Origin of the sequence: Paracoccus contaminans (assembly GCF_002105555.1) — a bacterium.
Classification (GTDB): Bacteria; Pseudomonadota; Alphaproteobacteria; order Rhodobacterales; family Rhodobacteraceae; genus Paracoccus; species Paracoccus contaminans.
This window is the reverse complement of record NZ_CP020612.1, coordinates 2,211,426-2,234,162: the sequence shown is the minus strand read 5'-3', so window position 1 is coordinate 2,234,162 and position 22,737 is coordinate 2,211,426. Positions and strand designations below refer to the sequence as shown.

21 protein-coding genes and 1 tRNA gene are annotated in these 22,737 nt (G+C 68.7%); 8 read left to right on the top strand and 14 right to left on the bottom strand.

Annotated features, from left to right (window positions below; translation table 11 throughout):
* Nucleotides 1-1,524 carry an AI-2E family transporter gene (locus B0A89_RS10610; protein ID WP_085378129.1) on the bottom strand — a complete coding sequence of 508 codons (1,524 nt, stop codon included), beginning with the start codon at nt 1,522-1,524 and terminating at the stop codon, nt 1-3.
* Between the two features lie 138 nt (nt 1,525-1,662).
* Here B0A89_RS10610 and proS point away from each other — a divergent pair, with 138 nt between their 5' ends.
* Nucleotides 1,663-3,021 (top strand): proline--tRNA ligase, encoded by a 1,359-nt coding sequence (gene proS, locus B0A89_RS10605; protein WP_085378128.1) that lies wholly within the window; start codon nt 1,663-1,665, stop codon nt 3,019-3,021.
* 69 nt (nt 3,022-3,090) lie between these two features.
* On the opposite strand, the gene B0A89_RS10600 is transcribed toward proS, so the two are convergent.
* The 4 genes from B0A89_RS10600 to B0A89_RS10585 form a co-directional block, all read right to left on the bottom strand.
* The gene (locus B0A89_RS10600; RefSeq protein ID WP_240558519.1) at nt 3,091-3,261 is read right to left on the bottom strand and encodes a hypothetical protein; all 171 of its coding nucleotides are present in this window, start codon (nt 3,259-3,261) and stop codon (nt 3,091-3,093) included.
* A 111-nt stretch (nt 3,262-3,372) separates the two neighbouring features.
* Complete coding sequence (locus B0A89_RS10595; protein WP_085378126.1) at nt 3,373-4,137, bottom strand: methyltransferase domain-containing protein; 765 nt, start codon at nt 4,135-4,137, stop codon at nt 3,373-3,375.
* A gap of 59 nt (nt 4,138-4,196) precedes the next feature.
* Nucleotides 4,197-4,868 (bottom strand): ParA family partition ATPase, encoded by a 672-nt coding sequence (parA, locus tag B0A89_RS10590; RefSeq protein ID WP_085378125.1) that lies wholly within the window; start codon nt 4,866-4,868, stop codon nt 4,197-4,199.
* Between the two features lie 70 nt (nt 4,869-4,938).
* Entirely contained in the window at nt 4,939-5,253 is a 315-nt protein-coding gene (locus tag B0A89_RS10585; RefSeq protein ID WP_085378124.1) for an antibiotic biosynthesis monooxygenase family protein, read from the bottom strand.
* 119 nt (nt 5,254-5,372) lie between these two features.
* Here B0A89_RS10585 and B0A89_RS10580 point away from each other — a divergent pair, with 119 nt between their 5' ends.
* Complete coding sequence (locus B0A89_RS10580) at nt 5,373-6,422, top strand: dipeptidase (protein ID WP_085378123.1); 1,050 nt, start codon at nt 5,373-5,375, stop codon at nt 6,420-6,422.
* 12 nt (nt 6,423-6,434) lie between these two features.
* Here B0A89_RS10580 and B0A89_RS10575 read toward each other — a convergent pair.
* A tRNA-Thr gene (locus B0A89_RS10575) sits at nt 6,435-6,509 on the bottom strand.
* A gap of 173 nt (nt 6,510-6,682) precedes the next feature.
* Between B0A89_RS10575 and B0A89_RS10570 the strand changes: the two genes are divergently transcribed.
* Nucleotides 6,683-7,555 carry a hypothetical protein gene (locus tag B0A89_RS10570; RefSeq protein WP_085378892.1) on the top strand — a complete coding sequence of 291 codons (873 nt, stop codon included), beginning with the start codon at nt 6,683-6,685 and terminating at the stop codon, nt 7,553-7,555.
* A gap of 87 nt (nt 7,556-7,642) precedes the next feature.
* On the opposite strand, the gene B0A89_RS10565 is transcribed toward B0A89_RS10570, so the two are convergent.
* Nucleotides 7,643-7,891 (bottom strand): DUF2312 domain-containing protein, encoded by a 249-nt coding sequence (locus tag B0A89_RS10565; protein ID WP_085378122.1) that lies wholly within the window; start codon nt 7,889-7,891, stop codon nt 7,643-7,645.
* Between the two features lie 106 nt (nt 7,892-7,997).
* Between B0A89_RS10565 and B0A89_RS10560 the strand changes: the two genes are divergently transcribed.
* Entirely contained in the window at nt 7,998-8,225 is a 228-nt protein-coding gene (locus B0A89_RS10560; RefSeq protein WP_085378121.1) for a hypothetical protein, read from the top strand.
* Nucleotides 8,222-8,671, top strand: a complete 450-nt coding sequence (gene dtd / locus B0A89_RS10555) for a D-aminoacyl-tRNA deacylase (RefSeq protein ID WP_085378120.1) — start codon at nt 8,222-8,224, stop codon at nt 8,669-8,671. The genes B0A89_RS10560 and dtd overlap by 4 nt, the downstream gene beginning before the upstream one ends.
* 4 nt (nt 8,672-8,675) lie before the next feature.
* Here the strand turns inward: dtd and ligD are convergent, their stop codons facing one another.
* The 5 genes from ligD to ileS form a co-directional block, all read right to left on the bottom strand.
* Nucleotides 8,676-11,096, bottom strand: coding sequence for a DNA ligase D (gene ligD / locus B0A89_RS10550; protein ID WP_169712159.1), 2,421 nt, complete (start codon nt 11,094-11,096; stop codon nt 8,676-8,678).
* 1 nt (nt 11,097) lies between these two features.
* Complete coding sequence (gene ku / locus B0A89_RS10545; protein ID WP_085378891.1) at nt 11,098-12,051, bottom strand: non-homologous end joining protein Ku; 954 nt, start codon at nt 12,049-12,051, stop codon at nt 11,098-11,100.
* Nucleotides 12,052-12,125: 74 nt separating this feature from the next.
* Entirely contained in the window at nt 12,126-12,515 is a 390-nt protein-coding gene (locus tag B0A89_RS10540; protein ID WP_085378118.1) for a cell division protein ZapA, read from the bottom strand.
* Nucleotides 12,515-13,279 (bottom strand): hypothetical protein, encoded by a 765-nt coding sequence (locus B0A89_RS14975; RefSeq protein WP_205949743.1) that lies wholly within the window; start codon nt 13,277-13,279, stop codon nt 12,515-12,517. The genes B0A89_RS10540 and B0A89_RS14975 overlap by 1 nt, the downstream gene beginning before the upstream one ends.
* Nucleotides 13,280-13,383: 104 nt before the next feature.
* Complete coding sequence (ileS, locus tag B0A89_RS10530) at nt 13,384-16,446, bottom strand: isoleucine--tRNA ligase (protein ID WP_085378890.1); 3,063 nt, start codon at nt 16,444-16,446, stop codon at nt 13,384-13,386.
* 171 nt (nt 16,447-16,617) lie between these two features.
* Between ileS and B0A89_RS10525 the strand changes: the two genes are divergently transcribed.
* Nucleotides 16,618-16,869 (top strand): DUF3253 domain-containing protein, encoded by a 252-nt coding sequence (locus B0A89_RS10525; protein WP_085378117.1) that lies wholly within the window; start codon nt 16,618-16,620, stop codon nt 16,867-16,869.
* Here the strand turns inward: B0A89_RS10525 and folE2 are convergent.
* Nucleotides 16,866-17,828: a GTP cyclohydrolase FolE2 gene (gene folE2 / locus B0A89_RS10520; protein WP_085378889.1), complete on the bottom strand. Its 963-nt coding sequence runs from the start codon at nt 17,826-17,828 to the stop codon at nt 16,866-16,868. The two genes, B0A89_RS10525 and folE2, sit on opposite strands and share 4 nt — an antisense overlap.
* A gap of 66 nt (nt 17,829-17,894) precedes the next feature.
* Entirely contained in the window at nt 17,895-19,061 is a 1,167-nt protein-coding gene (locus B0A89_RS10515) for an aminotransferase class I/II-fold pyridoxal phosphate-dependent enzyme (protein ID WP_085378116.1), read from the bottom strand.
* Between the two features lie 147 nt (nt 19,062-19,208).
* Here B0A89_RS10515 and B0A89_RS10510 point away from each other — a divergent pair, with 147 nt between their 5' ends.
* Together B0A89_RS10510 and B0A89_RS10505 are read left to right on the top strand one after the other, a co-directional pair.
* Nucleotides 19,209-20,183 carry a TerC family protein gene (locus B0A89_RS10510; protein ID WP_085378115.1) on the top strand — a complete coding sequence of 325 codons (975 nt, stop codon included), beginning with the start codon at nt 19,209-19,211 and terminating at the stop codon, nt 20,181-20,183.
* A 73-nt stretch (nt 20,184-20,256) separates the two neighbouring features.
* Complete coding sequence (locus B0A89_RS10505; RefSeq protein WP_085378114.1) at nt 20,257-22,659, top strand: ATP-dependent helicase; 2,403 nt, start codon at nt 20,257-20,259, stop codon at nt 22,657-22,659.
* Nucleotides 22,660-22,737 lie beyond the last annotated feature (78 nt).

The window sequence follows — 22,737 nt, the reverse complement described above, 5'->3', positions numbered from 1 at the left end:
TCAGCCGTCCGGAGCCGTGCCCGGAAAAGCCGCGGCCGGCCGGCCCGGCAAGGCGGCCGCGGATGGCGGCACGGGCGGGGCAGAAGGCAGGATGGCCCCGCCTGCCCCGTCCCGCGCGGGGGCGGCAGGGCCGGCCTGCGGCACGGGCGCGTCAGGGATGGGGGTATCGGGCGCATCGGGATCGGTGCCGTCGGGCGTCTTGCCGCCCCAGGTGCGGATTTCGGTTTCCATGACCGGGGCCTGCGCCGCGCCGGCGGCGCCCGGTTCGGCGACGGTGACGCGCGCCACGGCGATCTTGGCGCCGTCGCGGCGCGCGGCCTCCTCGGCGGCCTCGCGGGCGGCGCTGCGCGCCTCCTCGATGCGCACTTCGGCGACGGCGGCGGCATGAGCCTCCTGCGCGCGCCGGCGGGTTTCGGCGGTGGTGCCGCGGGGGACCAGCTCGATCAGGACGGGCGGAACAGGGGCGGGCACAACATCGCGCCCGGTATAGAGCGCCCCTTCCTTGTAGCGTTCAACGGCAAAGCGCGTCAGCACGCCCATGATCGCCCCCAGCGGGACCGCCACGATCAGCCCGACAAAGCCGAACAGCTTGCCGAACACCGCCAGCGCGATCATCAGCCAGACCGGGTGCAGCCCGACATGGCCCCCGATGATCTTGGGTTGCAGATAGTTGCCCTCGATGATCTGGCCGACCACGAAGATGGCCAGCACCGCCACGATCCACTGCGGCTCGTTCCAAAAGGCGAAGGCCGCGACCGTGACGGAGGTCACGCCGCCTGTGAACACGCCCACATAGGGGATGATCGACAGCACCGCCGCGGAAATGCCGATCACCAGCGCAAAGGGCAAGCCGACCAGCAGCAGCCCGGTTGAATAGAAGGTCGCCAGGATCAGCGTCACCAGCCCCTGCCCGCGCAGGAACCCGGCCATGCTCTCGTTGATCTCGCGCGCGATCCGGCGGATCGTGCCGGCATGTTCGCGCGGCAGCAGCGTGTCGATCCGCGCCACCATCCGGTCCCAGTCCAGCAGCAGATAGAACGCCACCACCGGCACGATCACCAGCAGCAGGAACACGCTGACGATATTGCCAAGCGAGCTGAGCAGCGTGACCATGATCGTCCCGCCCCGCTCGGAGAGCTGGCGCGCCGCCTCGGTCATTGCGCTTTCCACGGTGCCGTCCGCCGGCATCAGGTCGGGAAAGCGGTTGCTCAGCCAGCCTTGCGCCACCTCGAGATAACCCGGCGCGTCAGTGACAAGCTGCGCGACCTGATGGATCAGCATCGGCACCAGCAGCACCATCGCCAGGACAAAGGCCAGCACCGCGATGATCGTGATCAGCGCCACCGCCTTGGTCCGCGACAGGCCGCTGCGTTCGAGCATGTCCGCCAGCGGGTCCAGCACATAGGCGATGCCCGCCCCGATCAGGAAGGGCGTCATCACGTCGCCCAGTCCCCATAGAAGGGCGACGACCAGCAGGGCGACGCCGCCCCACCACCAGACCTGCTTGTGAACCGGAACGCGCATGACAGCCTCGGCATGGGAATGCTGCCCGCCTGATGCCCTGCACCTTGCGCCGATGCAAGCAGCACGGGACGGCCGCGCGGCTTGCCGGGGGGCGGGCGTTCGGCTATCGCGGGCGCGCAATCCCAAAGGTGCCCGCCCATGCGTCTGTCGCGCTATTTCCTGCCCGTCCTGAAAGAGAACCCTTCCGAGGCGCAGATCGTCAGCCACCGGCTGATGCTGCGCGCGGGCATGATCAAGCAGCAGGCGGCGGGCATCTATTCCTGGCTGCCGCTGGGGCTGCGCGTGCTCGACCGCATCCAGCAGATCGTGCATGAGGAACAGCAGCGCGCCGGCCACATCCCGGTGCTGATGCCGACCATGCAGCCCGCCGACCTGTGGCGCGAAAGCGGCCGCTATGACGATTACGGGCAAGAGATGCTGCGCATCCGCGATCGCCACGACCGCGACATGCTGTTCGGCCCCACCAACGAGGAAATGATCACCGACATCTTCCGCTCGAGCGTGAACAGCTACAAGGACCTGCCGCTGACGCTGTATCAGATCCAGTGGAAGTTCCGCGACGAGGTGCGCCCCCGCTTCGGCGTGATGCGCGGGCGCGAATTCCTGATGAAGGACGGCTATAATTTCGACCTGACGCGCGAAGGCGCGCTGCATGCCTATAACCGGCACCTGGTCAGCTATCTGCGCACCTATGAACGCATGGGCCTGCAGGCGATCCCGATGCGCGCCGACAGCGGCCCCATCGGCGGCGAGGACACGCATGAATTCCTGGTGCTGGCCGAAACCGGCGAATCCGAGGTGTTCTATGACAGCGCCATCACCGACCTGACCTTCGGCGGCCGGCAGATCGACTATGACGACGCGGATGCCTGCCGCGCGGTGCTGGAGGAATTCACCAGCCGCTATGCCCGCACGGACGAGACCCATGACGAGGCGCTGTTCGCCCAGATCCCCGAGGAACGCCGCCGCACCGCCCGCGGGATCGAGGTTGGCCAGATCTTCTATTTCGGGACCAAGTATTCCGAACCGATGGGCGCCAATGTCGTCGGCCCCGACGGCCAGCGCGTCCCCGTCCACATGGGCAGCCACGGGATCGGCGTCTCGCGCCTGCTGGGCGCGATCATCGAGGCCAGCCATGACGAGCGGGGCATCATCTGGCCCGAGGGCGTCACCCCCTTCCATGTCGGGCTGGTGAACCTCAAGCAGGGCGATGCCTCGACCGACAGCGCCTGCGAGGCGCTGGAGCGCGAGCTGACCGCCCGCGGGCTCGAGGTGCTTTACGACGACCGCGACGAACGGGCGGGCGCCAAGTTCGCCACCATGGACCTGATCGGCCTGCCCTGGCGCATCACCGTCGGCCCGCGCGGGCTGGCCAGCAATGTCGTCGAGCTGACGAGCCGCCGCACGGGCGAGTCGGTGGAACTGGCCCCGGCCGATGCCGTCGCCCGCGTGGCCGAGGTCTATGCCCCGGTATTTGCCGCCAGCTGGCGCGGCTGAACCCCGGCACCTGGCGAAAGGGCCGGCGCGGGAACGCGCCGGCCCTTTCGTCTGCCCGCTGACCGGCGGTCAGAAGATCGCGTGGAACGGCGCGCAAAGCCCGCCTCCCAGCATGATCGGGCAGGGCAGCGTCAGCATCCGGGCCATCAGCAGGTTGCGCATCGCGGACATCTGCAACCCCGGCCCGTTCGCGGCCATCGTCCCGGCAACGCCCGAGAACGGCACATGCGTCGTGGACACCGGCAGGCCATATATGTCGGTGGCGGCGATGGTGGCCGAGGCGCCCTGCGCACCCGCCGCGCGGCAGCGGCGCCGCGCGGGCCAAGGCCGCCCTGGGGCCGGCCCCGGCGCCTAGCGGCGCGCGAGGAACGAGCCGCGGTTGGGCGTCGGGTCGGGGATGTCCTCGATGACCGCAAAGCCGCATTCCTCCAGCATGTCGCGCACGCAGGCGCGGGTGGGGAACCATTTGCGGATATGATGGACGCCCGCCGCAGGCGGCTTGAAATGGATGAAGCTCTCCTCGCCCGGATGCAGCGTCGTTTCCAGCCACAAAAGGTCCGACGCGCGGGCGATGATTTCAAGATCGTGGAACGGGTGGCGCAGGTGATAGAGCAGCCCCAGGCACAGGATCGCGTCATAGCGTTCGTCGGGCCGGATCGCCGTCACGTCGCCGACCCGCGTCCAGATGCGGCCCGCAAGGCCCGCGGCCTGCGCGGCAAAGCGCAGGCGGGCGATCATCGCGCCCCAGACATCCTGCGCCAGGACATGGGCGCCCCGCCGCGCCATCTCGATGGCGAAAAATCCGTCGGCAGACCCCAGATCGAGCACCCGCATCCCGCTCATGTCGGCGGGCAGCACGCTTTCATAGACGCGCCAGCGCCGCAGCGGATGATCCGCGGGCTGGGGGCCGGGGCTGGGCGCGATCGCGCGCGTGGCGATGGCGGGCGACAGGCGGATATTGTGGAACCAGGGGCCAAGCGCGGCGACCTGCGCGCGCATCCCTTCGTCATCAAGCCCGCTTTCGAGCGGGGGGACCGGCTCGGCCCCGTGGACGGCGGCAAAGGGGGAAAGGGAGCGCGCCGCGGCGTCGGGCGCGGTGGGGCCTGTGCTGGTCATCTGTGCATCTGTTCCTTGCTGCGGCGGGGCGGCCGGGGGGCGGGCGGGGATGCCGCCGCCTAGCCTGCGCTGCCGTTGCTGATCGTTGCCGCGCCCGCACCGCCGGCGCGCATCATCACCTCGTCGGCCAGCGCCGCCATCTCGGCCTGCGCCGGACCGCGCCCCAGTTCCGACACCGCGCTGCCCCGGCCCAGCGATTCCGCATAGGCCACGCGGTGGGCGACCTGCGCCCCCGCCACGTCCACGCCCAGCGCCGCAGCACCCGCCGCCACCTCAGCGCCCAGCCGGGTATTGGGACGCACGCGGTTCAACACGACCAGCACCGGCCGGCGTTCCCGGTGGGCCAGATCGAGGACTCCCTCGGTCGCCCACAGGTCGACCTGGCTCGACGCGACCGGCACCACCACCAGATCGGCCACCCGCAGGGCGGGGCGCAGGTCGCTCTCGATCTTGGGCGGGGTGTCGATCAGCACCACGTCGAACCGCTTTTTCAGCTTTTCCGCCTCATAGCTGGCGCCCCAGGCCGATGAGGTGCTGAACTCCAGCCCCGGATCCTCGCCGATGCGGTCGAGACGTTCCATGAACCAGCGCCCCAGGCTGCCCTGGGGGTCGGTGTCCAGCACGCCGATGGTCAGCCCCTGCCGGCGCAGCGCCACGGCAAGGTTCACCGTCAGCGTCGTCTTGCCCGAGCCGCCCTTCTGCTGGGCAACGGTGATGATGCGTCCGGCCATGCGGGCTTCTCTCTCCTGTCGGGGTCGGTGTGAGGTGCCACAGCCCCGTGCCCGAGGGCAAGGCTGCGGATCAATAGACCGCCGCCACCTCATACATGACCGGCTCGAAGCTGCGGCACATCGCATGGATGACGCGGTTGCGCTGGCGCATCTCGGGCGATCGCAGCATGGCCTGATAATCCTCGCGGCCCCGCCACTGGGAATAGGTGGCGATGCGCGTCTGCGCGTCGTTCAGATGCACCGCCGCCGCGACAAAGCCCGGCGCCTTGGAAATGACCTGCGCATAGGCGTCGGTCAGCGCCTCGAGCACGTCATGGGCGGTGCCCGGCGTCACGTCGAAGGTGCAGATGACGGTCTGGCCGGCTTGATGGGGTCGGATATCCATGGCGCGCCCTCCTGTGATGGGACGACTGTGCCATGACGGGGCGCAGGCGCAAGGGTGCTTGCAGCCTGCCTGCTGGCGGATCATGGTCACGCGCGCTGACGGAATGGAAAGGCAAGGCGATGATCCCGGTCTTCGACGGACACAATGATTACCTGCAACGCGCGGTCGAGGCGGGCGCGGCCGCGGCGCGCCTGTGGTTGCAGGGGGACGGGACCGGCCACATGGACCTGCCGCGCCTGAAGGCGGGGGGCATGGCGGGCGGCTTTTTCGCCATGTGGATACCCGACCCGCAGACGGGCGACATCGACGCGCTGCTGCATGCCAAGGAAAACCCGCCCTTCGACCTGCCGCTGCCGTCCGAGGTTCCCGCCGCCACCGCCCTGCCCCAGGCATTCGCCCAGGCCGCCGCACTGTTTGCGATGGAGCGGACCGGCACCCTGGCCGTCTGCCGCAGCGCCGCCGATATCCGCGCCGCGATGGCGGACGGGCGCATCGCCGCCATCCTGCACATGGAAGGGGCCGAGGCGATCGCCAACCCCGATGCGCTGCATCTGTGGCACGCGATCGGGATGCGCTCGCTGGGCTTTGTCTGGTCGCGCCCCACCCGCTATGGCCATGGCGTGCCCTTTGCCTTTCCCTCAAGCCCCGACCGGGGCGAGGGGCTGACGGATGCGGGCCGGGCGCTGGTGCGCGAATGCAATGCGCTCAAGATCCTCATCGACCTGTCGCATCTGAACGAAAAGGGGTTCGACGATGTCGCCGCGCTGTCGGATGCGCCGCTGGTGGCGACGCATTCGGGCGTTCACGCGATCTGCCCCAGCTCGCGCAACCTGACCGACCGGCAGCTGCGCCGGATCGCCGAGACGCGGGGCGTGGTCGGGTTGAACTACAATACCGGCTTCCTCGACCCCGCCGGCCGGCGCGACCGCTTTGCCGGGTTCGACATCATGATGCGCCATCTCGATCACCTGCTGGCGCTGCTGGGCGAAGGGGGGGTGGCGCTGGGTTCGGATTTCGACGGCGCGGTGATGCCGGCCGATCTTTCCGACGCCGCCGCATTGCCGGGGCTTGTCCAGGCGATGCTGGACCACGGCTATGGCCGCGAGCTGGCCGAACGGATCGCCTGGCGCAACTGGGTTGACGTGCTGGACCGGACCTGGGGGCAATAGCCTGCCTGCGCATGGTGCCGGCTGAGGGATTTGAACCCCCGACCCCCTGATTACAAATCAGACGCTCTACCACTGAGCTAAGCCGGCGCGCGCGCGCCGACCAGATACGCGCCTGCCCCGCCCGGTGCAAGCGGGCCGCTGCCTTGTGCAAAGCCGTTTGACTGTCCGCTCGGGGCGGCTAAGTTGCCGTGTCAGGGCAAATGGTCCCGTTTTCATTCAACCGGATGCCCTTTGCCGGGCATCTGCCGGCCGGAGGTTTCATGCAGGTCGCCATCCATTTCGGCACCCACGGCACCGAGCCGGAACGGATGATCCGCACGCTGATGGAAAACCGCGACTGGATGCTGGCCAATGGCGTCGAGGTCGTGCCCCCAGGCCGATACAAGGGCGTGCTGGACGAATCGCTGATCGCGCTCAAGGGCGGCGAGGCGCCGGCGGCGATGGAGGAGGTCATCTACGACGCCCTGCTGGAAAGCGAGAATGTCCGGCGCATGGTGCTCAGCCAGGCCTCGCTGATCGGCGCGATCCCCCGCTGCATCGGCCCGCGCGGGCTGTTCCCGCAGGCGGGCGCGCGGATGCGGGCGGTGGCCGCGCTGTTCCCCTCGGCCGAGGTCGAGGTGTCGCTGGCGATCCGCAACCCTGCCCTGCAGGTGCCCCATCTGATCGCCCGCAGCGATCTGCCCTATGACAAGGTGATGGCGGGCATTGACCCCGCCGCCCTGCGCTGGGGGCCGGCAATGCTGTCCATCGTCGAGGCGATGCAGGGCCGCCGCGTGATCGTCTGGTGTTATGAGGACACGCCCCTCATCTGGCCCGAGGCAGTGCGCCGCATCGCCCATATCCCTGCCGATGTGCCGCTGAAATCGGGACTGGCCGTGATCGGCGATCTGCTGACCCCCGACGGGATGGCCGAGCTGCGCACGGCGCTGGGCACGCCGGCCGGCAAGACGACCCAAGCGCGCCGCGCCCTGTTCGAGCATGTCCTTGCCCGGCACGCGGTCGAGGAAGCGATCAGCGAAACGGTCGACCTGCCCGGCTGGACGCAGGATCTGGTGGACAGGATGACCGAGGCCTATGCGCAGGACGTGGCCATGATCGCCGCCCTGCCGGGTGTCGAGTTTCTCGGCCCCTGAGGGCCGCGCGGGGGGGGGCCGGGCGCAGCGGGCGGCGCGTCCCCCGCTGGGGCCGGGCGTGCCTTTGCACCGTCGGCCCCAGGCCTCCTACATGCCCAGGGCAGCCTTGTACATTTCGAGGATCGCTTCCTCCTCGGCCACGTCGTCCTTGTCGCGCTTGCGCAGGGCGATGATCTTGCGCATCACCTTGGTGTCATAGCCGCGGGCCTTGGCTTCGGCCATCAGCTCTTTCTGGCGTTCGGCCAGATCCTTCTTTTCGGCGTCGAGCTGTTCGAACTGTTCGATGAACTGCCGCAGCTCGCCCGCCGCGATGCCATAGGCCTGATCGTCGCTCATCCCTGCCCCTCGGTCTGGTCCGTTTGAGCCGCCGTCCATAGGCCGTCTTGCCGGGCCGCGCAATCGCCGCTAGGCACAACCCCGGCCTGCGGCGGAGAAAGCGGCGATGACGATCTGGAACATCCTGTTGTGGTGCGGCCTGGCCCTGACAGCGGCCGGGCTGGCCGGGATCGCCTGGTGCATCCTTGCCGTCATCCGGGCGCGCCGCGCCGGCCTGCCCGACGCGGCGATGCGCCTGCGGATGCAGCGGGTTGTCGCCGTCAACATGGGCGCGCTGGCCGCATCCATGCTGGGCCTGATGGCCGTGGCGATATCCATCATGCTGGGCCGATGAGGGCGCTGATCCAGCGCGCGGCCGAGGCCGAGGTCACGGTGGGGGGCAGCCCTGCCGGCACCATCGGCCATGGGCTGCTGGTGCTGGTCTGCGCGATGCAGGGCGATGACGCGGCCGCGGCCGAACGGCTGGCGGGGCGCGTCGCGCGGCTGCGCATCTTTCGCGACGACGCGGGCCGGATGAACCGCTCGGTTCAGGACATCGGCGGCGCGGTTCTGGTGGTCAGCCAGTTCACTCTGGCAGCAGACAACCGCTCGGGCAACCGGCCGGGCTTTTCCAGCGCCGCCGCCCCGGCCGAGGGCGAACGGCTGTATCTGCATTTCGTGCAGGCGCTGCGCGATCTCGGCCTGCCGGTCGAGACGGGGGTGTTCGGTGCCGACATGCGCGTGGCGCTGGTCAATGACGGGCCGGTGACGATCTGGATGGACACCGCCGACAGGGGATAGGGGCTCAGCCCCCCGCAAGGGCGCGGGCCGCAGGCTCGAGCGATACGGGCCGCCTGCGATCAGGCGCGATCCCTGGCGCAGCCTGCAGGGCGGTTCGGATATCATAGGCATTCGCCCCATCGGTGCGATCCAGCGCATCCCAGGACAGCGGCATCGCCACCGTCGCCCCTTCGCGCGCCCGGCAGGAAAAGGCCGAAACTGCAGTGGCCTGCGCATCATTCCTCAGCCAGTCGATGAAGATCCTGCCTTCGCGCCGGGCCTTGGACATGACCGCGACATAGCGGCCCGGCTGCTCGGCCGCCAGCAGATGGGCAAAGGCGCGGGCGAACAGCTTGACCGTGTCCCAGCCAACGGTGCGCCGCAGATCGGCGACGACATGGATGCCCTTGCCGCCGGTCAGCATCGGCCAGGTCGGCAGGCCCAGATCGGCAAGCCGGTCGCGCAGGTCGATCGCCGCGGCGCGAACTTGGGAAAAATCCAGCCCCTCGTCAGGGTCCAGGTCGAACACCAGCCGGTCGGGGCGGTCCGCCCGGTCACGCCGGATGCCGCGGATATGATATTCCACGACGCCCATCTGCGCCCCCGCAACCAGCCCGGCAGCGGTGTTGACATAGATGGCAGGTTCATCCTCGCCCGGAATGGGGGTGGTCCTCATCTGCGCGGGAAAGCCGCGTCCGGCATGTTTCTGAAAGAACCGCTCGCCCGCCAGCCCCTCGGGCAGGCGCAGCAGCGCCAGCGGGCGATCGGCGCAATGGGCCAGCATCAGGGGCGCCGCAGCGGCGTAATAGGCGGCCAGATCGCCCTTGGTCACGCCGCAGCCGGGAAAGATCACCCGGTCGGGGCTGGTGACGGCGATCCCTTCGATCACCCGCCCGCCCTGGCCGCCGGGCGCAATGCGGATGACGGGGGCTGGAGAGGACGGCGGCAGGGGGGGCATCTTGTCCTCGCGCAGGCCCTGAAAGCTGGCATGGCGCAGGATGCCATCGGCGGTTGGCTCGGCATAGCGGATCTCGGCCATCAGCGCCGGCTCGATCCATGTCACGCCCCGCGACTGCGCGCGCGGCACCTGCGCGGGCGCCGTCCCGCGCGTCAGCGGCGCCATGCGGGCGGCCAGCTCTGCCTGCGCTTGCGCCGAAAAGCCGGTGCCCACCCGGCCGCGATAGCGCCAGCCCTGCCCCTCGGCGCTGGCCAGCAGCAGCGCACCGAAGGGCCGGCCGGGGCTGTCCGACCTCGTCCATCCGATCACGGCAAAGGCGGTCCGACGCTCGCATTTGGCCTTGCGCCAACTGTCGGCCCTGCCGCTGCGATAGACCGCATCGGCACGTTTGGACACAATCCCCTCGCCCCCTGCGGCGCAGACCGCCGCCATCGCATCCGCGCCCTTGCCGGGCAGCGCCACGGAAAGCTGCACCAGCCCCAGCGGCGGGGCATCGGCCAGAAGCCGTTCCAGCGCGGCGCGCCGTTCTGTCAGCGGGCGATTGCGCAGGCTGCGCCCATCCAGATCCAGCAGGTCGAACGCGATATAGCCGAAGGGGCCGCCATCGGTGATCGCCTGCTGCAATGCGGAAAATCCCTGCGCGCCCGCGCCCGCGACGATTTCCCCGTCGATCAGGGCCGAGCGCGCGGGCAGTTCGGCCAGCGCCGGCACCAGCGCCGCGAAGCGGGCCGTCCAGTCCAGCCCGTTGCGGGTGCGGATCACCGGCCCGCCCTTGCCCAGATGGACCATGCCGCGATAGCCGTCGATCTTGACTTCGTGCAGCCAGCCCTCGCCCTCGGGCGGGCTGTCGACCAGACTGGCCAGCATCGGCTCGACCGGATCTGGCAGCTTCAGCGGGCTGGCGGGGCCGGACGGCACCGGCCCATCGCCCGCCGCGATCTGGTCAAGGCTGCGGCCGGTCGAAACGCTGACGCGATGACGGGCCACCGGATCGGGGCGGCGGGCGGCGTCATCCTCGGCCTTGACCAGCAGCCAGTTCTCGCGCTTTTCGGACGGCCTGCCCCTGATCCGCACCAGATCCCACAGGCCGGTCAGCCGCCGGCCGTAAAGCTGAAAGCGCAGATGCCCCTTGGCAAGGCCCCGGCCCGCATCATCAAGCGGCCGCCAATGGCCCAGATCCCACAGCATCACGGTGCCCGCGCCGTATTGGCCCCGGGGGATCACGCCCTCGAAGGTCAGGTAGGGGATCGGATGGTCCTCGGTGCGCACCGCCAGCCGCTTTTCTGCCGGGTCGAGCGAGGGGCCGCGCGTGACCGCCCAGCTCAGCAGCACGCCATCCCGTTCAAGGCGCAGATCCCAGTGCAGCCGCGTCGCGTCATGGTTCTGCATCGAATAGCGCAGCGCCCCCGCCGAAGGCGCGCCCGCATCGAACGGCTCGGGTGTCGCCCCCGGATCGCGGCGGGCGCGATAGGCGGCAAGGCGCGACAAGTCAGCCCGCCTTGCGGGTGGCCCGCCTGGTGCGCGGCTTTTCAGCGGGCTCATCGGCTTTGGCGCCCTTTTCGGCTTTCGCGGCCTTTTCGCCCTTGGCAGCGGTGCCGCCCTTGGCGCGCCCGCGCGGCGCAGGCGGGGCCTTGCCCCCCGATGCCCCACCTGATGCCCCACCTGATGCCTTGAGGCTGTCCTTGAGCGCCTGCATCAGGTCAACCACATTGTCGGCCGCCGGCCGTTCGCCCGAAGCTGTCACCCGCGGCGCGCGGCCCTTGCGCTTGTCCTCGATCAGCTGGCGCAAGGACTGATCGTAATGATCCACATAGATCGAGGCGTCGAAGGGCGCGGTCTTCTTTTCGATCAGCGCGGTGGCGACCGACAAGAGATCCGGGTCGGCCTCCTCATCCTCGATCGTGTTGAACAGCGGCTCGGCGTCCCTGATCTCGTCGGCATAGAACAGCGTTTCCATCAGCAGCCCGTCGCCGCAGGGGCGCACCGCGCACAGATGTTCACGCCCATGCAGCGTCAGCTGCCCCAGCCCGGTCCGGTTGGCCTTGCGCAGCGCATCGCGCACCACGCGATAGGCATCCTCGGCCAGCTCGTCCGAGGGGACGATGTAATAAGGCTGGTCGTAATACAGGGGCGAGATCTCGTTGGTGCCGACGAACTGCACCAGCTCGAAGGTCTTTTTCGTCTCCAGCTTGATGGCGTCGATCTCGTCCGGCTCGATCAGCAGATATTCGTTGTCGCCAAGCGCATAGCCCTTGAGGATATCGTCCTGCGACACCTTGCCGATGCCGGGCACGGTCTTTTCATACGACACCGGCTTGCCGCTCGGGCCGTGGATCTGGCGAAAGCTGACCCGCCGCCCGGATTTGGTTGCGGCATGGATCTCGATGGGAATGGCGACCAGCGACAGCCTGAGCTGCCCTTTCCAGATCGCGCGCGATGCCATGATGCCCACCCCCTTGATCCCTCGGCCAGCGTCCCGACGTGGCCGCGGGAAACGCCCGGCGGGCGGAGCGGGTTTCATCCCCCCTGCCCGGTCCCCCCGGACGGGGCGTCCAGCGCCCGTTCGGCCCTGTCGGCCAGCGCCTCCGCACGGTCGGCCAGATCGGCCAGCGCGCGGGCGGCACCCTGGGCGATCGCTGGGGCCTCGGCGCGGGGTGGATTGGCGCGCAGGCGGGCAAGTTCGCGTTCGGTCGAGGCGGCGCGATCCTCAAGCGCCTGCGCCCTGTCCGCCAGCATCAGCCCCGCCAGCAGCAACAGCCGCTGTTCGGGCATGCGGCCGGCGCGTTCGAGGATGGACTGCGCCTCGGCATCCAGCATGGCGGCGGCACGCCTGAGCAGCCTTTCCTCGCCTTCCTGGCAGGCCAGGGTATAGCCCTTGTGACCGATGGTGAAATCGACGGTCGGCATCAGCGGCGCTCCTCGTCGCGGGGTTCGGGGCCGGGTGCGGCCGCGTGGACCGGGCGATCATCGCCGCCATCACCCTCGCGCCCCGCAGGCGGGACAGCGCCTTCATCCTCTGGGGGCATCGGCGCAGACGCAAGCGAGCCGTGCTCGTCCCCCGGAACATCCTCGTTCCGGATCACGGTCCGCTCGCGGGGCGGCAAAGCCGAGGGGCGCTGCGGGGCCGGGGCGGTGTCGGCGGGGGCGGTTGCGGGCAGGGGGCGACGGGTCGCGGCCCGCCCTGCCGTCGAATGGCTGCGCGGCGTGGTGGTGACCCCCAGCATACGGTCCAGCGCATCAAGGATTTCGCCCATCTGCGCCAGCTCGGCCGCGCGGGCTGCGCGCAGCGCCTCGATTTCCGCATCCAGCGCCGCACGGACAGCGGTTTGCGCATCCGCGCCGTCGCCGCGCAACTGCGCGATCAGGTCACGATTTGCGCGGGCCAGATCGTCATTTGCGGCGGCAAGGCGTGCCCCCGCCTCGCCCGCGGCGGCCAGGCGTTCATTCGCCTCGGCCAGCCGCATCGCCATGGCTTCGAGCGTGGCGGCCTGCCGGTCATGCAGGGCGGCGATCTCGGCCGATGGCGGCGCTGGGGGCAAAGACGCGGCAGGCTGGCCCGCGTCGGCCTGCGGCCCCTGCGCCGCCGGACGCTGCGCGGCAAGCGCGACGCAGTGATCCAGCCGCTCGAGCGCGGCGATCAACCGCCGTTCGGCTGCGGAAAAGTCGATCATGGGGCATCGGCTCCTTCGGTCGGCCTGCCTGTTGTGACAAAGCGGCGCGATCGTGGCAAGGCGGGGTTGGGCGGGCAGGCAAAGCGGCCTGCCCGCCCCGCCCATCAGCCCTCGGCGCCCGCGACGGCGCGCTCAGCCCCGTCCAGAACCCCGTCGCAGCGCCCGCAGGTGGCGGGGTGATCATGGGTGCCCACATCCGGCAGGATCTTCCAGCAACGCTGGCATTTCCCGCCCTCGGCCTGCTCGAACACGACGCCGATTCCGGGCAGGTCGGGCAGGCGGAACGCCTCGGCCGGGGCGGGGTCGGCCGTCAGGCCGATGCCCGAGGTGATGCAGACATCGGCAAAATCGACCGTGCGCAGCGCCGCCAGCAAGGCGGCATCCTCGACATGAACCACGGGCGCGGCCTCAAGGCTGGCGCCGATGGTCTTGTCCGCCCGCTTCAGCTCCAGCGCGGCCGTCACCACGCGGCGGGCGCGGCGCACCCCGTCCCATTTCGCCGCCAGCGCCTCGTTGCGCCATTCGGCGGGGGTGGCGGGGAAATCATGCAGGTGGACGCTGTCGTCATCCGAGGGGAAACGCGACAGCCAGACATCCTCGGCCGTGAACGGCAGCATCGGGGCCAGCCACAGCGTCAGGCGATGGAACAGCGCATCCATGACCGTGCGCACCGCCCGCCGGCGCAGGCTGCCCGGCGCGTCGCAGTAAAGCGCATCCTTGCGGATGTCGAACCAGAAGGCCGACAGGTCGGTGGTCGCAAAGTCGAACACGGCCCGGAACACGCCCTGGAAATCATAGGCCGCATAGCCCTCGCGCACGCGGGCGTCCAGCTCCGCCAGGCGGTGCAGCACCCAGCGTTCCAGCTCGGGCATGGCGGCGCTGTCCAGCCGCTCGGCCTCGGCAAAGCCGTCCAGCGCCCCCAGCATGAAGCGCATGGTGTTGCGCAGCCGGCGATAGGCGTCGGCGGTGCCTTTCAGGATTTCCTTCCCGATGCGCAGGTCGACCGTATAGTCCGATTGCGCCACCCACAGCCGCAGGATGTCGGCGCCATACTGGTCGATCACCTCCTGCGGCGCGACGGTGTTGCCGAGCGATTTGGACATCTTCATGCCCTTTTCGTCCAGCGTGAAGCCATGCGTCAGCACGCCGCGATAGGGCGCGCGCCCGCGCGTCGCGCAGGCCTGCAGCAGCGAGGACTGAAACCAGCCGCGATGCTGGTCGGTGCCTTCCAGATAAAGATCGGCGATCCCGTCCGGCGCCCCGTCCGCCCGGTCGCGCAGCACGAAGGCATGGGTCGAGCCGCTGTCGAACCACACGTCCAGCACGTCCATGACCTGTTCGTAATCATCAGGCTCGGCGATTCCGTCCAGCATCCGCGCCTTGAAATCCGCACGATACCAAGCGTCTGCACCCTCTTGCTCGAACGCATCGAGGATGCGGGCGTTGACCGTTTCGTTCCGAAGAAGGAAATCCGCGTCATCCGGCCGGGCGCCCTTGCGGGTGAAGCAGGTCAGCGGCACCCCCCAGGCGCGCTGGCGCGACAGCACCCAATCGGGCCTGTTCTCGACCATCGAGTGAATGCGGTTGCGCCCTGTCTGCGGGGTCCAGGTCACCAGCCGGTCGATGGATGCCAGCGCCCGTGCCCGGATCGTGTCGCCCATCTCGCCCATGCCATCGGCGAGCGGCCTGTCGATGGCGGCGAACCATTGGGGCGTGTTGCGATAGATCAGCGGCGCCTTGGAGCGCCAGCTATGCGGATAGCTGTGCTTGAGCTTGCCCTTGGCCAGCAGCGCCCCCTGCCCGGCCAGCGCCTTGATGTTGCTGACATTGGCGGGGCCTTCCTTGCCGTCCGGCGTCAGGATCGCCTGCCCGCCAAAGACCGGCAGATCGGCGCGATAGCTGCCGTCCGGCATGACGTTGTGCGTCATCTTCAGGCCGTATTTGAGGCCCAGCTGGTAATCATCCTCGCCATGGCTGGGGGCCGTGTGAACAAACCCGGTTCCGGCATCGTCGGTGACGTGATCGCCCGGCAGCAAGGGCACGTCGAAATCCCATTCCCCGCTCCCGCCCTCGATGCCCCGGTAGGGGTGCGCGAGGGTCAGCGAGCCAAGCTCGTCCGCCGACACATCACGCAGCCGCCGGTACATACCGGGTTCAAGCCTGGCGGCGCCGAAGACCTCGGCGGCCAGCTTGTCGGCCAGCAGATAGGTCGCGCCGATCGTCGCCATCGACTGCTCGGGCCGCCCGGTGACCTCGTAGAGTCCGTAGGCGATGTCGGGCCCGAACGCGACGGCACGGTTCTGCGGGATGGTCCACGGGGTGGTGGTCCAGATGACGACCCGAGCCGACCGAAGTGCCTCGCGGGCACCTGGCCGCGAAGAGACGGCTTGGTCATGCCCCATATTTCCGGGGTCTTGCGCCGGAACCTGCCGCAGAAACGGGCCGTCGCTGACATCCGCCACCGGGAAAGCCACCCAGATCATGTGACTGGTGTGATCGTGGTATTCGACCTCGGCCTCGGCCAGCGCGGTCTGTTCCACAGGCGACCACATCACCGGCTTTGACCCCTGATAGAGGCTGCCGTTCATCAGCAGCTTCATGAACTCGCCGGCGATCACCGCCTCGGCGTGATGGTCCATGGTCAGATAGGGATCGTCCCACTTGCCGGTGATGCCCAGGCGCTTGAACTCCTCGCGCTGGACATCGACCCAGCCCTGGGCAAAGCGGCGGCATTCCTGACGGAACTCGACCACGTCGACCGCGTCCTTGTCGCGGCCGGCGGCGCGGTACTGTTCCTCGATCTTCCATTCGATCGGCAGGCCGTGGCAGTCCCATCCGGGAACATAGCGCGCGTCAAAGCCCATCATCTGCCGGCTGCGGACGATGAAATCCTTGAGCACCTTGTTCAGCGCATGGCCGATATGCAGATGCCCGTTCGCATAGGGCGGGCCGTCATGCAGGATGAAGGGCGCGCGCCCCGCGGCATCGGCGCGCAGGCGGTCATAGATGCCCAGCCGTTCCCAGCGGGCCAGCCATTCGGGTTCGCGCTGCGGCAGGCCGGCGCGCATGGGAAAGCCGGTTTCGGGCAGAAAGACGGTGTCGCGGTAATCGGGGGCGGCAGGCTGCTGGGCGGCGGCGGTCGGCTGGGCGGCGGTCGGTTCGGTCATGGGCGGCATTTCCTGGAACAAGGGCGATCATGCGGCGGTGATCCCGGCAGCGCAGAGACTACGCCGCCGGGCCGCTAATTCGCCGAGGGCGGACCGCAAAAGACATGCGCGGCGTTATAGAAAGCCGCCCGCCCCGCCGCAAGGCGCTGCCCGATCCGATGGCCCGCACCGATGACCGACCTGCCCGACCGCCGCCCCCTGCACGCCGCCCTTGCCGCCCGCGCCGCATCCGCGCGCGAGGGGGCAAGCTTCTGCCCATCCGAGGTGGCGCGCGCCATGGCCGCCGAATGGCGCATCCTGATGCCCGCGATCCGCGCTGCGGCAGGCGATCTGGCCGATGCGGGGCAACTGGTCGCGACCCAGCGCGGCGCCATCGTCGATCCGCGGACGGCCCGCGGCCCGATCAGGCTGCGCCGCCCCTAGGCGCGCAGACCGGCGAAGGTCATCGGGTCAAGCGAGGTCTGGGCAAAGGTCGGCCCTTCGGTCAGCAGGCTGACCGCGTCGTGGGAATGCAGCGATTCCCGGTGGCTGGCGATCACGCGGAAATCGCCGATCCGCGGCTCTGCCTCAAGCTCGCGGGCAAAGGCGCGCACCGCGTCCTCGACAAAGATGGGGTTGGCGGCGTTCAGCTCGGCAAAGGCCTGCTCGTCCTCGCGCTTGACCATCACTTGTGTTTCGGTCGGCACGGCCCGGCGGCACAGCGCCACCATGTCCTCGAACCACAGCCGGTCATCGCCCTCCATCACCGCCGAGATGCGGGCGATGGACCGCTGCGAATGAGGGGTCGCCAGCTGGCCGCGGGCCTGGCGGGCATGTTCGGACAGCTCCAGCGAACAGGGGCAGGTCGATGAATAGACGTAATCGAAATGCATGACCCGCAGCCGCCGCCCGCCCTGGTCGATCAGCTCCATCGCGATGTCGTAATACTGCCACCCCTCCAGCCCCGAGCGCAGCGAGGGGGCGCGCAGCGGATAGCTCAGCCGCATCTGCAGCCGGGCGTCGAAAGCGTCCAGATGGTCCTTGTAGTCGCTGACCGCCGCGGCCAGCACCCCAAGCGAGAACTGCTTTTCGGCATGGGCGTAGAACGAGCGCATGATGCGGCTCATGTTGATGCCCTTGCGGTCGGCATCCAGGCTGACCGTCCCGGTGACGCTGGTTTCCAGCGTGACCTCGCCCCCGTCCTGGCGGCGATAGCGGATCGGCAGGCGAAAGTTGGATATGCCGACATGCTGAATGGCCTTGCGCGCGCCGACGATCAGGCTGGCCGGGCCGTTCTGCAGGTCCGGCAGGGTCGCGCGATAGGCCTCATCGGCGAGGAAATCCGCCGGATAGGTGCGGCTCAGCGCCGGGGCGGCCGCGCTCGGCTGGCGGAATGGGGGCATGGCGGCGGTGCCTTTCGGATCGTCATCGGCCGCAATATGGGCATCCGCCCGCATGATGCCAGAGCCTCAGCCGATCGCGCCGAGGATATCGGCGGCCAGATCATCCCCGTGTTCCAGCCCCACCGACAGCCGCACAAGGCCCGGCCCGATCCCCAGCGTGGCGCGCTCTGCCTCGGTCAGGCGCTGATGCGTCGTCGTGGCGGGATGGGTGGCGATCGACTTGGCATCCCCCAGATTGTTCGAGATCGACACCAGCGACAGCCGGTCGAGCATGGCGAAAGCCGCCTCCTTGGTGCCAAGATCAAAGGCGATCATGGTTCCGCCCGAACCCATCTGCCGCATGGCCAGGTCATGCTGGGGATGGCCGGGCAGGCCGGGATAGATCGTCCTGACCCCCGCCCTCTGCAACGCGCCGGCCAATTGCGCGGCGGTATCGGCCATCGCCCGCACCCTCAGGTCCATCGTGGTCAGCCCGTTCAGCATGATCCAGGCATTGAAGGGCGAGATCGCGCCCCCCGTATGCTTGAGGTAAGGCTCGGCCACCTCGCGCACGAACTGGCGGGTGCCGCAGATGATCCCGCCCAGCGCCCGCCCGCCGCCATCGACATGCTTGGTCGTGGAATAGACGATGACATCGGCCCCCTGCTCGGCCGCGCGGCTGAAGACAGGGGTCGCGAACACGTTGTCGGCGACAACCAGCGCGCCCGCGGCATGGGCGATGCGGGCGATACCGGCGATATCCATCACCTCGAGCGTCGGGTTCGACACCGTTTCAAAGAAGCAGGCCCTGGTTCCGGGCGTCACCGCCCGTTCCCAGGCGTCCAGATCGGTGCCGTCCACCAGCACCACCTCGACGCCGAACCTGCGCAGGATGTCCAGCACGTAAAGGCACGAGCCGAACAGCTGGCGCGCGGCGACAATCCGCTGGCCTGGGGCGGCCACGCTCATAAGCGCGCCATTGACGGCCGCCATGCCCGATGCGGTGGCAAAGGCATCCTCGGTTCCCTCCAGCGAGGCCATGCGGTCCTCGAACATGCGGCTGGTCGGGTTGCCATAGCGGGCATAGATGAACTCGTCCGGGCCGACCTTCTGGAACCGTCCTTCGGCCTGCCGGGCAGTGTCATAGGCAAAGCCCTGGGTCAGGAACAGCGCCTCGGCCATCTCGCCATACTGGCTGCGGCGGATGCCGTCATGGACGGCGCGGGTGCGGGGATGAAGCGTCTTGTCTGCCATGCCCCGCGATTACGCCCAGCCCGGAAAAAGCGCAATCGCCCCTTGACGCGCGCACAGGCCCGCCTAGGTCTTGCGCGACCGGGCCCCTCTGGCGATCTGTGCAGATCGTGATGTCGGTCGCATCACGCCATCCGCTCAGGGGACCAAATGGAACACAGCGCGTCTTTTCTCGGCCAGCCCGTCTGGATGTGGGCTGCCTTTCTCGGCCTTGTCGCCGTGCTGCTGGCGCTCGATCTCGGCATCCTCAACCGCAAGGGGCGCGAAATCGGCGTGCGCCGTTCGCTGGGCCTGTCGGCCTTCTACATCAGTGTCGGGCTTGCCTTCGGCGGCTTCGTCTGGGCCGGGCTGGGCCGGCAGGCGGCGATCGAATACTGGACCGGCTTCGTCGTCGAGAAATCGCTGGCGATGGACAACGTGTTCGTCATCGCCACCATCTTCGGCTTTTTCGCGGTGCCCCGGCATCTGCAGCATCGGGTGCTGTTCTGGGGCATTCTGGGCGTGATCGTCCTGCGGGCGATCATGATCGGATTTGGCGCCGCGCTGGTGCAGCGTCACGAATGGGTGCTGCTTGTCTTTGCCGCCTTCCTGATCTTCACCGGCATCAAGATGATGATGTCGGGCCATGAGGATGAGGGCGATCTGTCCCGCAACCGCCCGCTGCGCTGGCTGCAGCGCAACCTGCGCGTCACCGACGGCTTCGTGGGCGAGCGCTTCTTCGTGCGCCAACCCGGCCCTTCGGGCAAGATGCGCCTTTTCGTCACCCCGCTGTTCCTTGCCCTGCTGGTGATCGAGGCGGCCGACCTGATCTTTGCCGTCGATTCGGTGCCGGCGATCTTTGCCATCACGACCGACCCCTATCTCGTCTACACCTCGAACATTTTTGCCATCCTGGGGCTGCGGGCGCTTTATTTCGCGCTGGCGGCGGTGCTGCACCGCTTCGCCTATCTCAAGCCGGCGCTGGCCGTGCTGCTGGTCTTCATCGGCGGCAAGGTGATCGTGGCTGAGATGCTGGGGATCGAGAAGGTTCCGCCGATGATCTCGCTGGGCGTGACCTTCGCGATCCTTGCCGGCGGCATCGCGGTTTCGCTGGTCAAGACGCGCCGGGCGGTGCCGCCGCTCTGACGATCTGCGGAAATCTGGAACGAAACCGGAACGCGGCCTTTGCACCAAGGGCCGCGTCCTTTATGTTGGTCCCATGAGCCAGTTCGACGATCATGATGCCTTTGCGGCCGCTGCCACATCCCGCCTGCCGCTGTCGCAGCGGGCGATTGCCGGGCGCCCCGCGCCCTACCTGGACGGGCTGAACCCGGCCCAGCGCCAGGCGGTCGAGGCGCTGGACGGCCCCGTCCTGCTGCTGGCGGGGGCCGGCACCGGCAAGACGCGTGCCCTGACCACGCGCATCGCGCATCTGCTGATGCAGGGGCGCGCAACACCGGGCCGCATCCTGGCCGTGACCTTCACCAACAAGGCCGCGCGCGAGATGAAGGACCGCGTCGCCCGCCTGCTTGGCGAGACGGTCGAGGGCATGCCCTGGCTGGGCACGTTCCATTCGATCAGCGTCAAGATCCTGCGCCGCCATGCCGAGCTGGTGGGCGATGCAGAGCTGCACCTGAAATCAAGCTTCACCATCCTGGATACGGACGATCAGATCCGGCTGCTCAAGCAGCTGATCGTGGCCGCGAACATCGACGAAAAGCGCTGGCCGGCGCGGATGCTGGCCGGGCTGATCGACGACTGGAAGAACCGCGCGCTGACGCCCGGCCGCGTGCCGGCATCCGAAGGCGCGGCCTATGACGGAAAGGGCGTCGCGCTGTATGCCCAGTATCAGCGGCGGCTTCTGGAACTGAACGCCACCGATTTCGGCGATCTGCTGCTGCATTGCGTGACCATCTTTCAGGCGCATCCGGACGTGCTGGCGCAGTGGCAGGACCGTTTCGCCTATATCCTCGTGGACGAATACCAGGATACGAACGTGGCGCAGTATCTGTGGCTGCGCCTGCTGGCACAGAAGCACCGCAACATCTGCTGCGTGGGCGATGACGACCAGTCGATCTATGGCTGGCGCGGGGCCGAGGTCGGCAACATCCTGCGGTTCGAGACGGATTTCCCCGGCGCTCAGGTGATCCGGCTGGAACAGAACTACCGCTCCACCCCCCATATCCTGGCCGCGGCATCCGGGCTGATCGCCGCCAACAAGGGCCGCCTTGGCAAAACCCTGTGGACCGAGGCCGAGGGGGGCGAGAAGCTGCGCCTGATCGGCCATTGGGACAGCGAGGCCGAGGCCCGCTGGATCGGCGAGGAAATCGAGGCGTTCCACGGCGGCCACCGCCACAGCGTCGGCCGGCGCAGCCTGAACGACATCGCCATCCTCGTGCGGGCCGCCCACCAGATGCGCGCCTTCGAGGACCGCTTCATGACCATCGGCCTGCCCTACCGGGTGATCGGCGGGCCGCGCTTCTATGAACGGCAGGAAATCCGTGACGCGATGGCCTATTTCCGCCTCGCGGTCAGCCCGACGGACGATCTGGCCTTTGAACGCATCGCCAACACGCCCAAGCGGGGCTTGGGCGACAAGGGGATGCAGGTGATCCAGCGCGAGGCGCGGGGCGCGGGCCTGTCCTTGCTGGAGGGCGCGGCCGCTGCGGCGGCGAACGGGGCCTTGTCCGGCAAGGCCGCGACGGCGATGCGGCAGTTCACGCAGGCCATGGGCCGCTGGCACGCCGATGCGCTGGACAGCCGCGTGAACCATGTCGAGCTAGCCGAACGCATGCTGGACGAATCGGGCTATACCGCCATGTGGCAGGCCGACAAGTCGCCCGACGCGCCGGGCCGGCTGGAAAACCTCAAGGAACTGGTCAAGGCCCTGGAGGAATTCGAGAACCTGCAGGGTTTCCTTGAACATGTGGCCCTTGTGATGGACGCATCCGAAGGCGAGCAGGCCGAGGAGGTCAGCATCATGACCCTGCATGCCGCCAAGGGCCTTGAATATCCCATCGTGTTCCTGCCGGGGTGGGAAGACGGGCTGTTCCCCTCGCAGCGCAGCATGGACGAATCGGGCCTCAAAGGGCTCGAGGAGGAGCGCCGCCTTGCCTATGTCGGCATCACCCGCGCCGAGCAACTGGCGACGATCACCTTTGCCGGCAACCGCCGCATGTATGGGCAATGGCAGTCCTCGCTGCCCTCACGCTTCATCGACGAGCTGCCCGAGGATCATGTCGAGGTGCTGACCCCGCCCGGTCTTTACGGCGGCGGCTTCGGGGCAGCGGCCCAGCCCTTTGCGACATCGCAGATGCATGACCGCGCGGCCCATGCCGATGTCTACAACTCGCCGGGCTGGAAGCGGATGCAGGAACGGGCAGGCCAGCGCCCTGCCCCCGTCCACCGCGCGCCGATCGTGATCGACGCGGGCGGCGGTGCAGCCTTTGCCGTGGGCGAGCGGGTGTTTCATCAGAAATTCGGCACCGGCACCATCATGGGCGTGGCCGAGGATACGCTGACCGTCCAGTTCCCTGCCGGCTTCAAGACGGTCAAGGCGGCCTATGTGCAGCCGGCCGCGGATGCGGCGCGCGACATCACACCGGGGGATGTGCCGTTCTAGATCGCACCGCCGTCGATTGCGGCAGGGCGCAGCCGCCCCGCACACCCTTGTCCGCGCCCCGATGATCGGCCAGAACAG

Excerpts from the sequence above, each read along its gene's own strand:
- proS (WP_085378128.1), top strand. The coding sequence starts at position 1,663 with ATGCGTCTGTCGCGCTATTTCCTGCCCGTCCTGAAAGAGAACCCTTCC.
- dtd (WP_085378120.1), top strand. The coding sequence starts at position 8,222 with ATGAGGGCGCTGATCCAGCGCGCGGCCGAGGCCGAGGTCACGGTGGGG.
- B0A89_RS10525 (WP_085378117.1), top strand. The coding sequence starts at position 16,618 with ATGACCGACCTGCCCGACCGCCGCCCCCTGCACGCCGCCCTTGCCGCC.
- B0A89_RS10610 (WP_085378129.1), bottom strand. The coding sequence starts at position 1,524 with ATGCGCGTTCCGGTTCACAAGCAGGTCTGGTGGTGGGGCGGCGTCGCC.
- B0A89_RS10570 (WP_085378892.1), top strand. The coding sequence starts at position 6,683 with ATGCAGGTCGCCATCCATTTCGGCACCCACGGCACCGAGCCGGAACGG.
- B0A89_RS10515 (WP_085378116.1), bottom strand. The coding sequence starts at position 19,061 with ATGGCAGACAAGACGCTTCATCCCCGCACCCGCGCCGTCCATGACGGC.
- B0A89_RS10580 (WP_085378123.1), top strand. The coding sequence starts at position 5,373 with ATGATCCCGGTCTTCGACGGACACAATGATTACCTGCAACGCGCGGTC.
- B0A89_RS10540 (WP_085378118.1), bottom strand. The coding sequence starts at position 12,515 with ATGCCGACCGTCGATTTCACCATCGGTCACAAGGGCTATACCCTGGCC.
- folE2 (WP_085378889.1), bottom strand. The coding sequence starts at position 17,828 with ATGCCCCCATTCCGCCAGCCGAGCGCGGCCGCCCCGGCGCTGAGCCGC.
- parA (WP_085378125.1), bottom strand. The coding sequence starts at position 4,868 with ATGGCCGGACGCATCATCACCGTTGCCCAGCAGAAGGGCGGCTCGGGC.
- B0A89_RS10585 (WP_085378124.1), bottom strand. The coding sequence starts at position 5,253 with ATGGATATCCGACCCCATCAAGCCGGCCAGACCGTCATCTGCACCTTC.
- ku (WP_085378891.1), bottom strand. The coding sequence starts at position 12,051 with ATGGCATCGCGCGCGATCTGGAAAGGGCAGCTCAGGCTGTCGCTGGTC.
- B0A89_RS10505 (WP_085378114.1), top strand. The coding sequence starts at position 20,257 with ATGAGCCAGTTCGACGATCATGATGCCTTTGCGGCCGCTGCCACATCC.
- B0A89_RS14975 (WP_205949743.1), bottom strand. The coding sequence starts at position 13,279 with ATGATCGACTTTTCCGCAGCCGAACGGCGGTTGATCGCCGCGCTCGAG.
- B0A89_RS10565 (WP_085378122.1), bottom strand. The coding sequence starts at position 7,891 with ATGAGCGACGATCAGGCCTATGGCATCGCGGCGGGCGAGCTGCGGCAG.
- B0A89_RS10560 (WP_085378121.1), top strand. The coding sequence starts at position 7,998 with ATGACGATCTGGAACATCCTGTTGTGGTGCGGCCTGGCCCTGACAGCG.
- B0A89_RS10510 (WP_085378115.1), top strand. The coding sequence starts at position 19,209 with ATGGAACACAGCGCGTCTTTTCTCGGCCAGCCCGTCTGGATGTGGGCT.
- B0A89_RS10595 (WP_085378126.1), bottom strand. The coding sequence starts at position 4,137 with ATGACCAGCACAGGCCCCACCGCGCCCGACGCCGCGGCGCGCTCCCTT.
- ileS (WP_085378890.1), bottom strand. The coding sequence starts at position 16,446 with ATGACCGAACCGACCGCCGCCCAGCCGACCGCCGCCGCCCAGCAGCCT.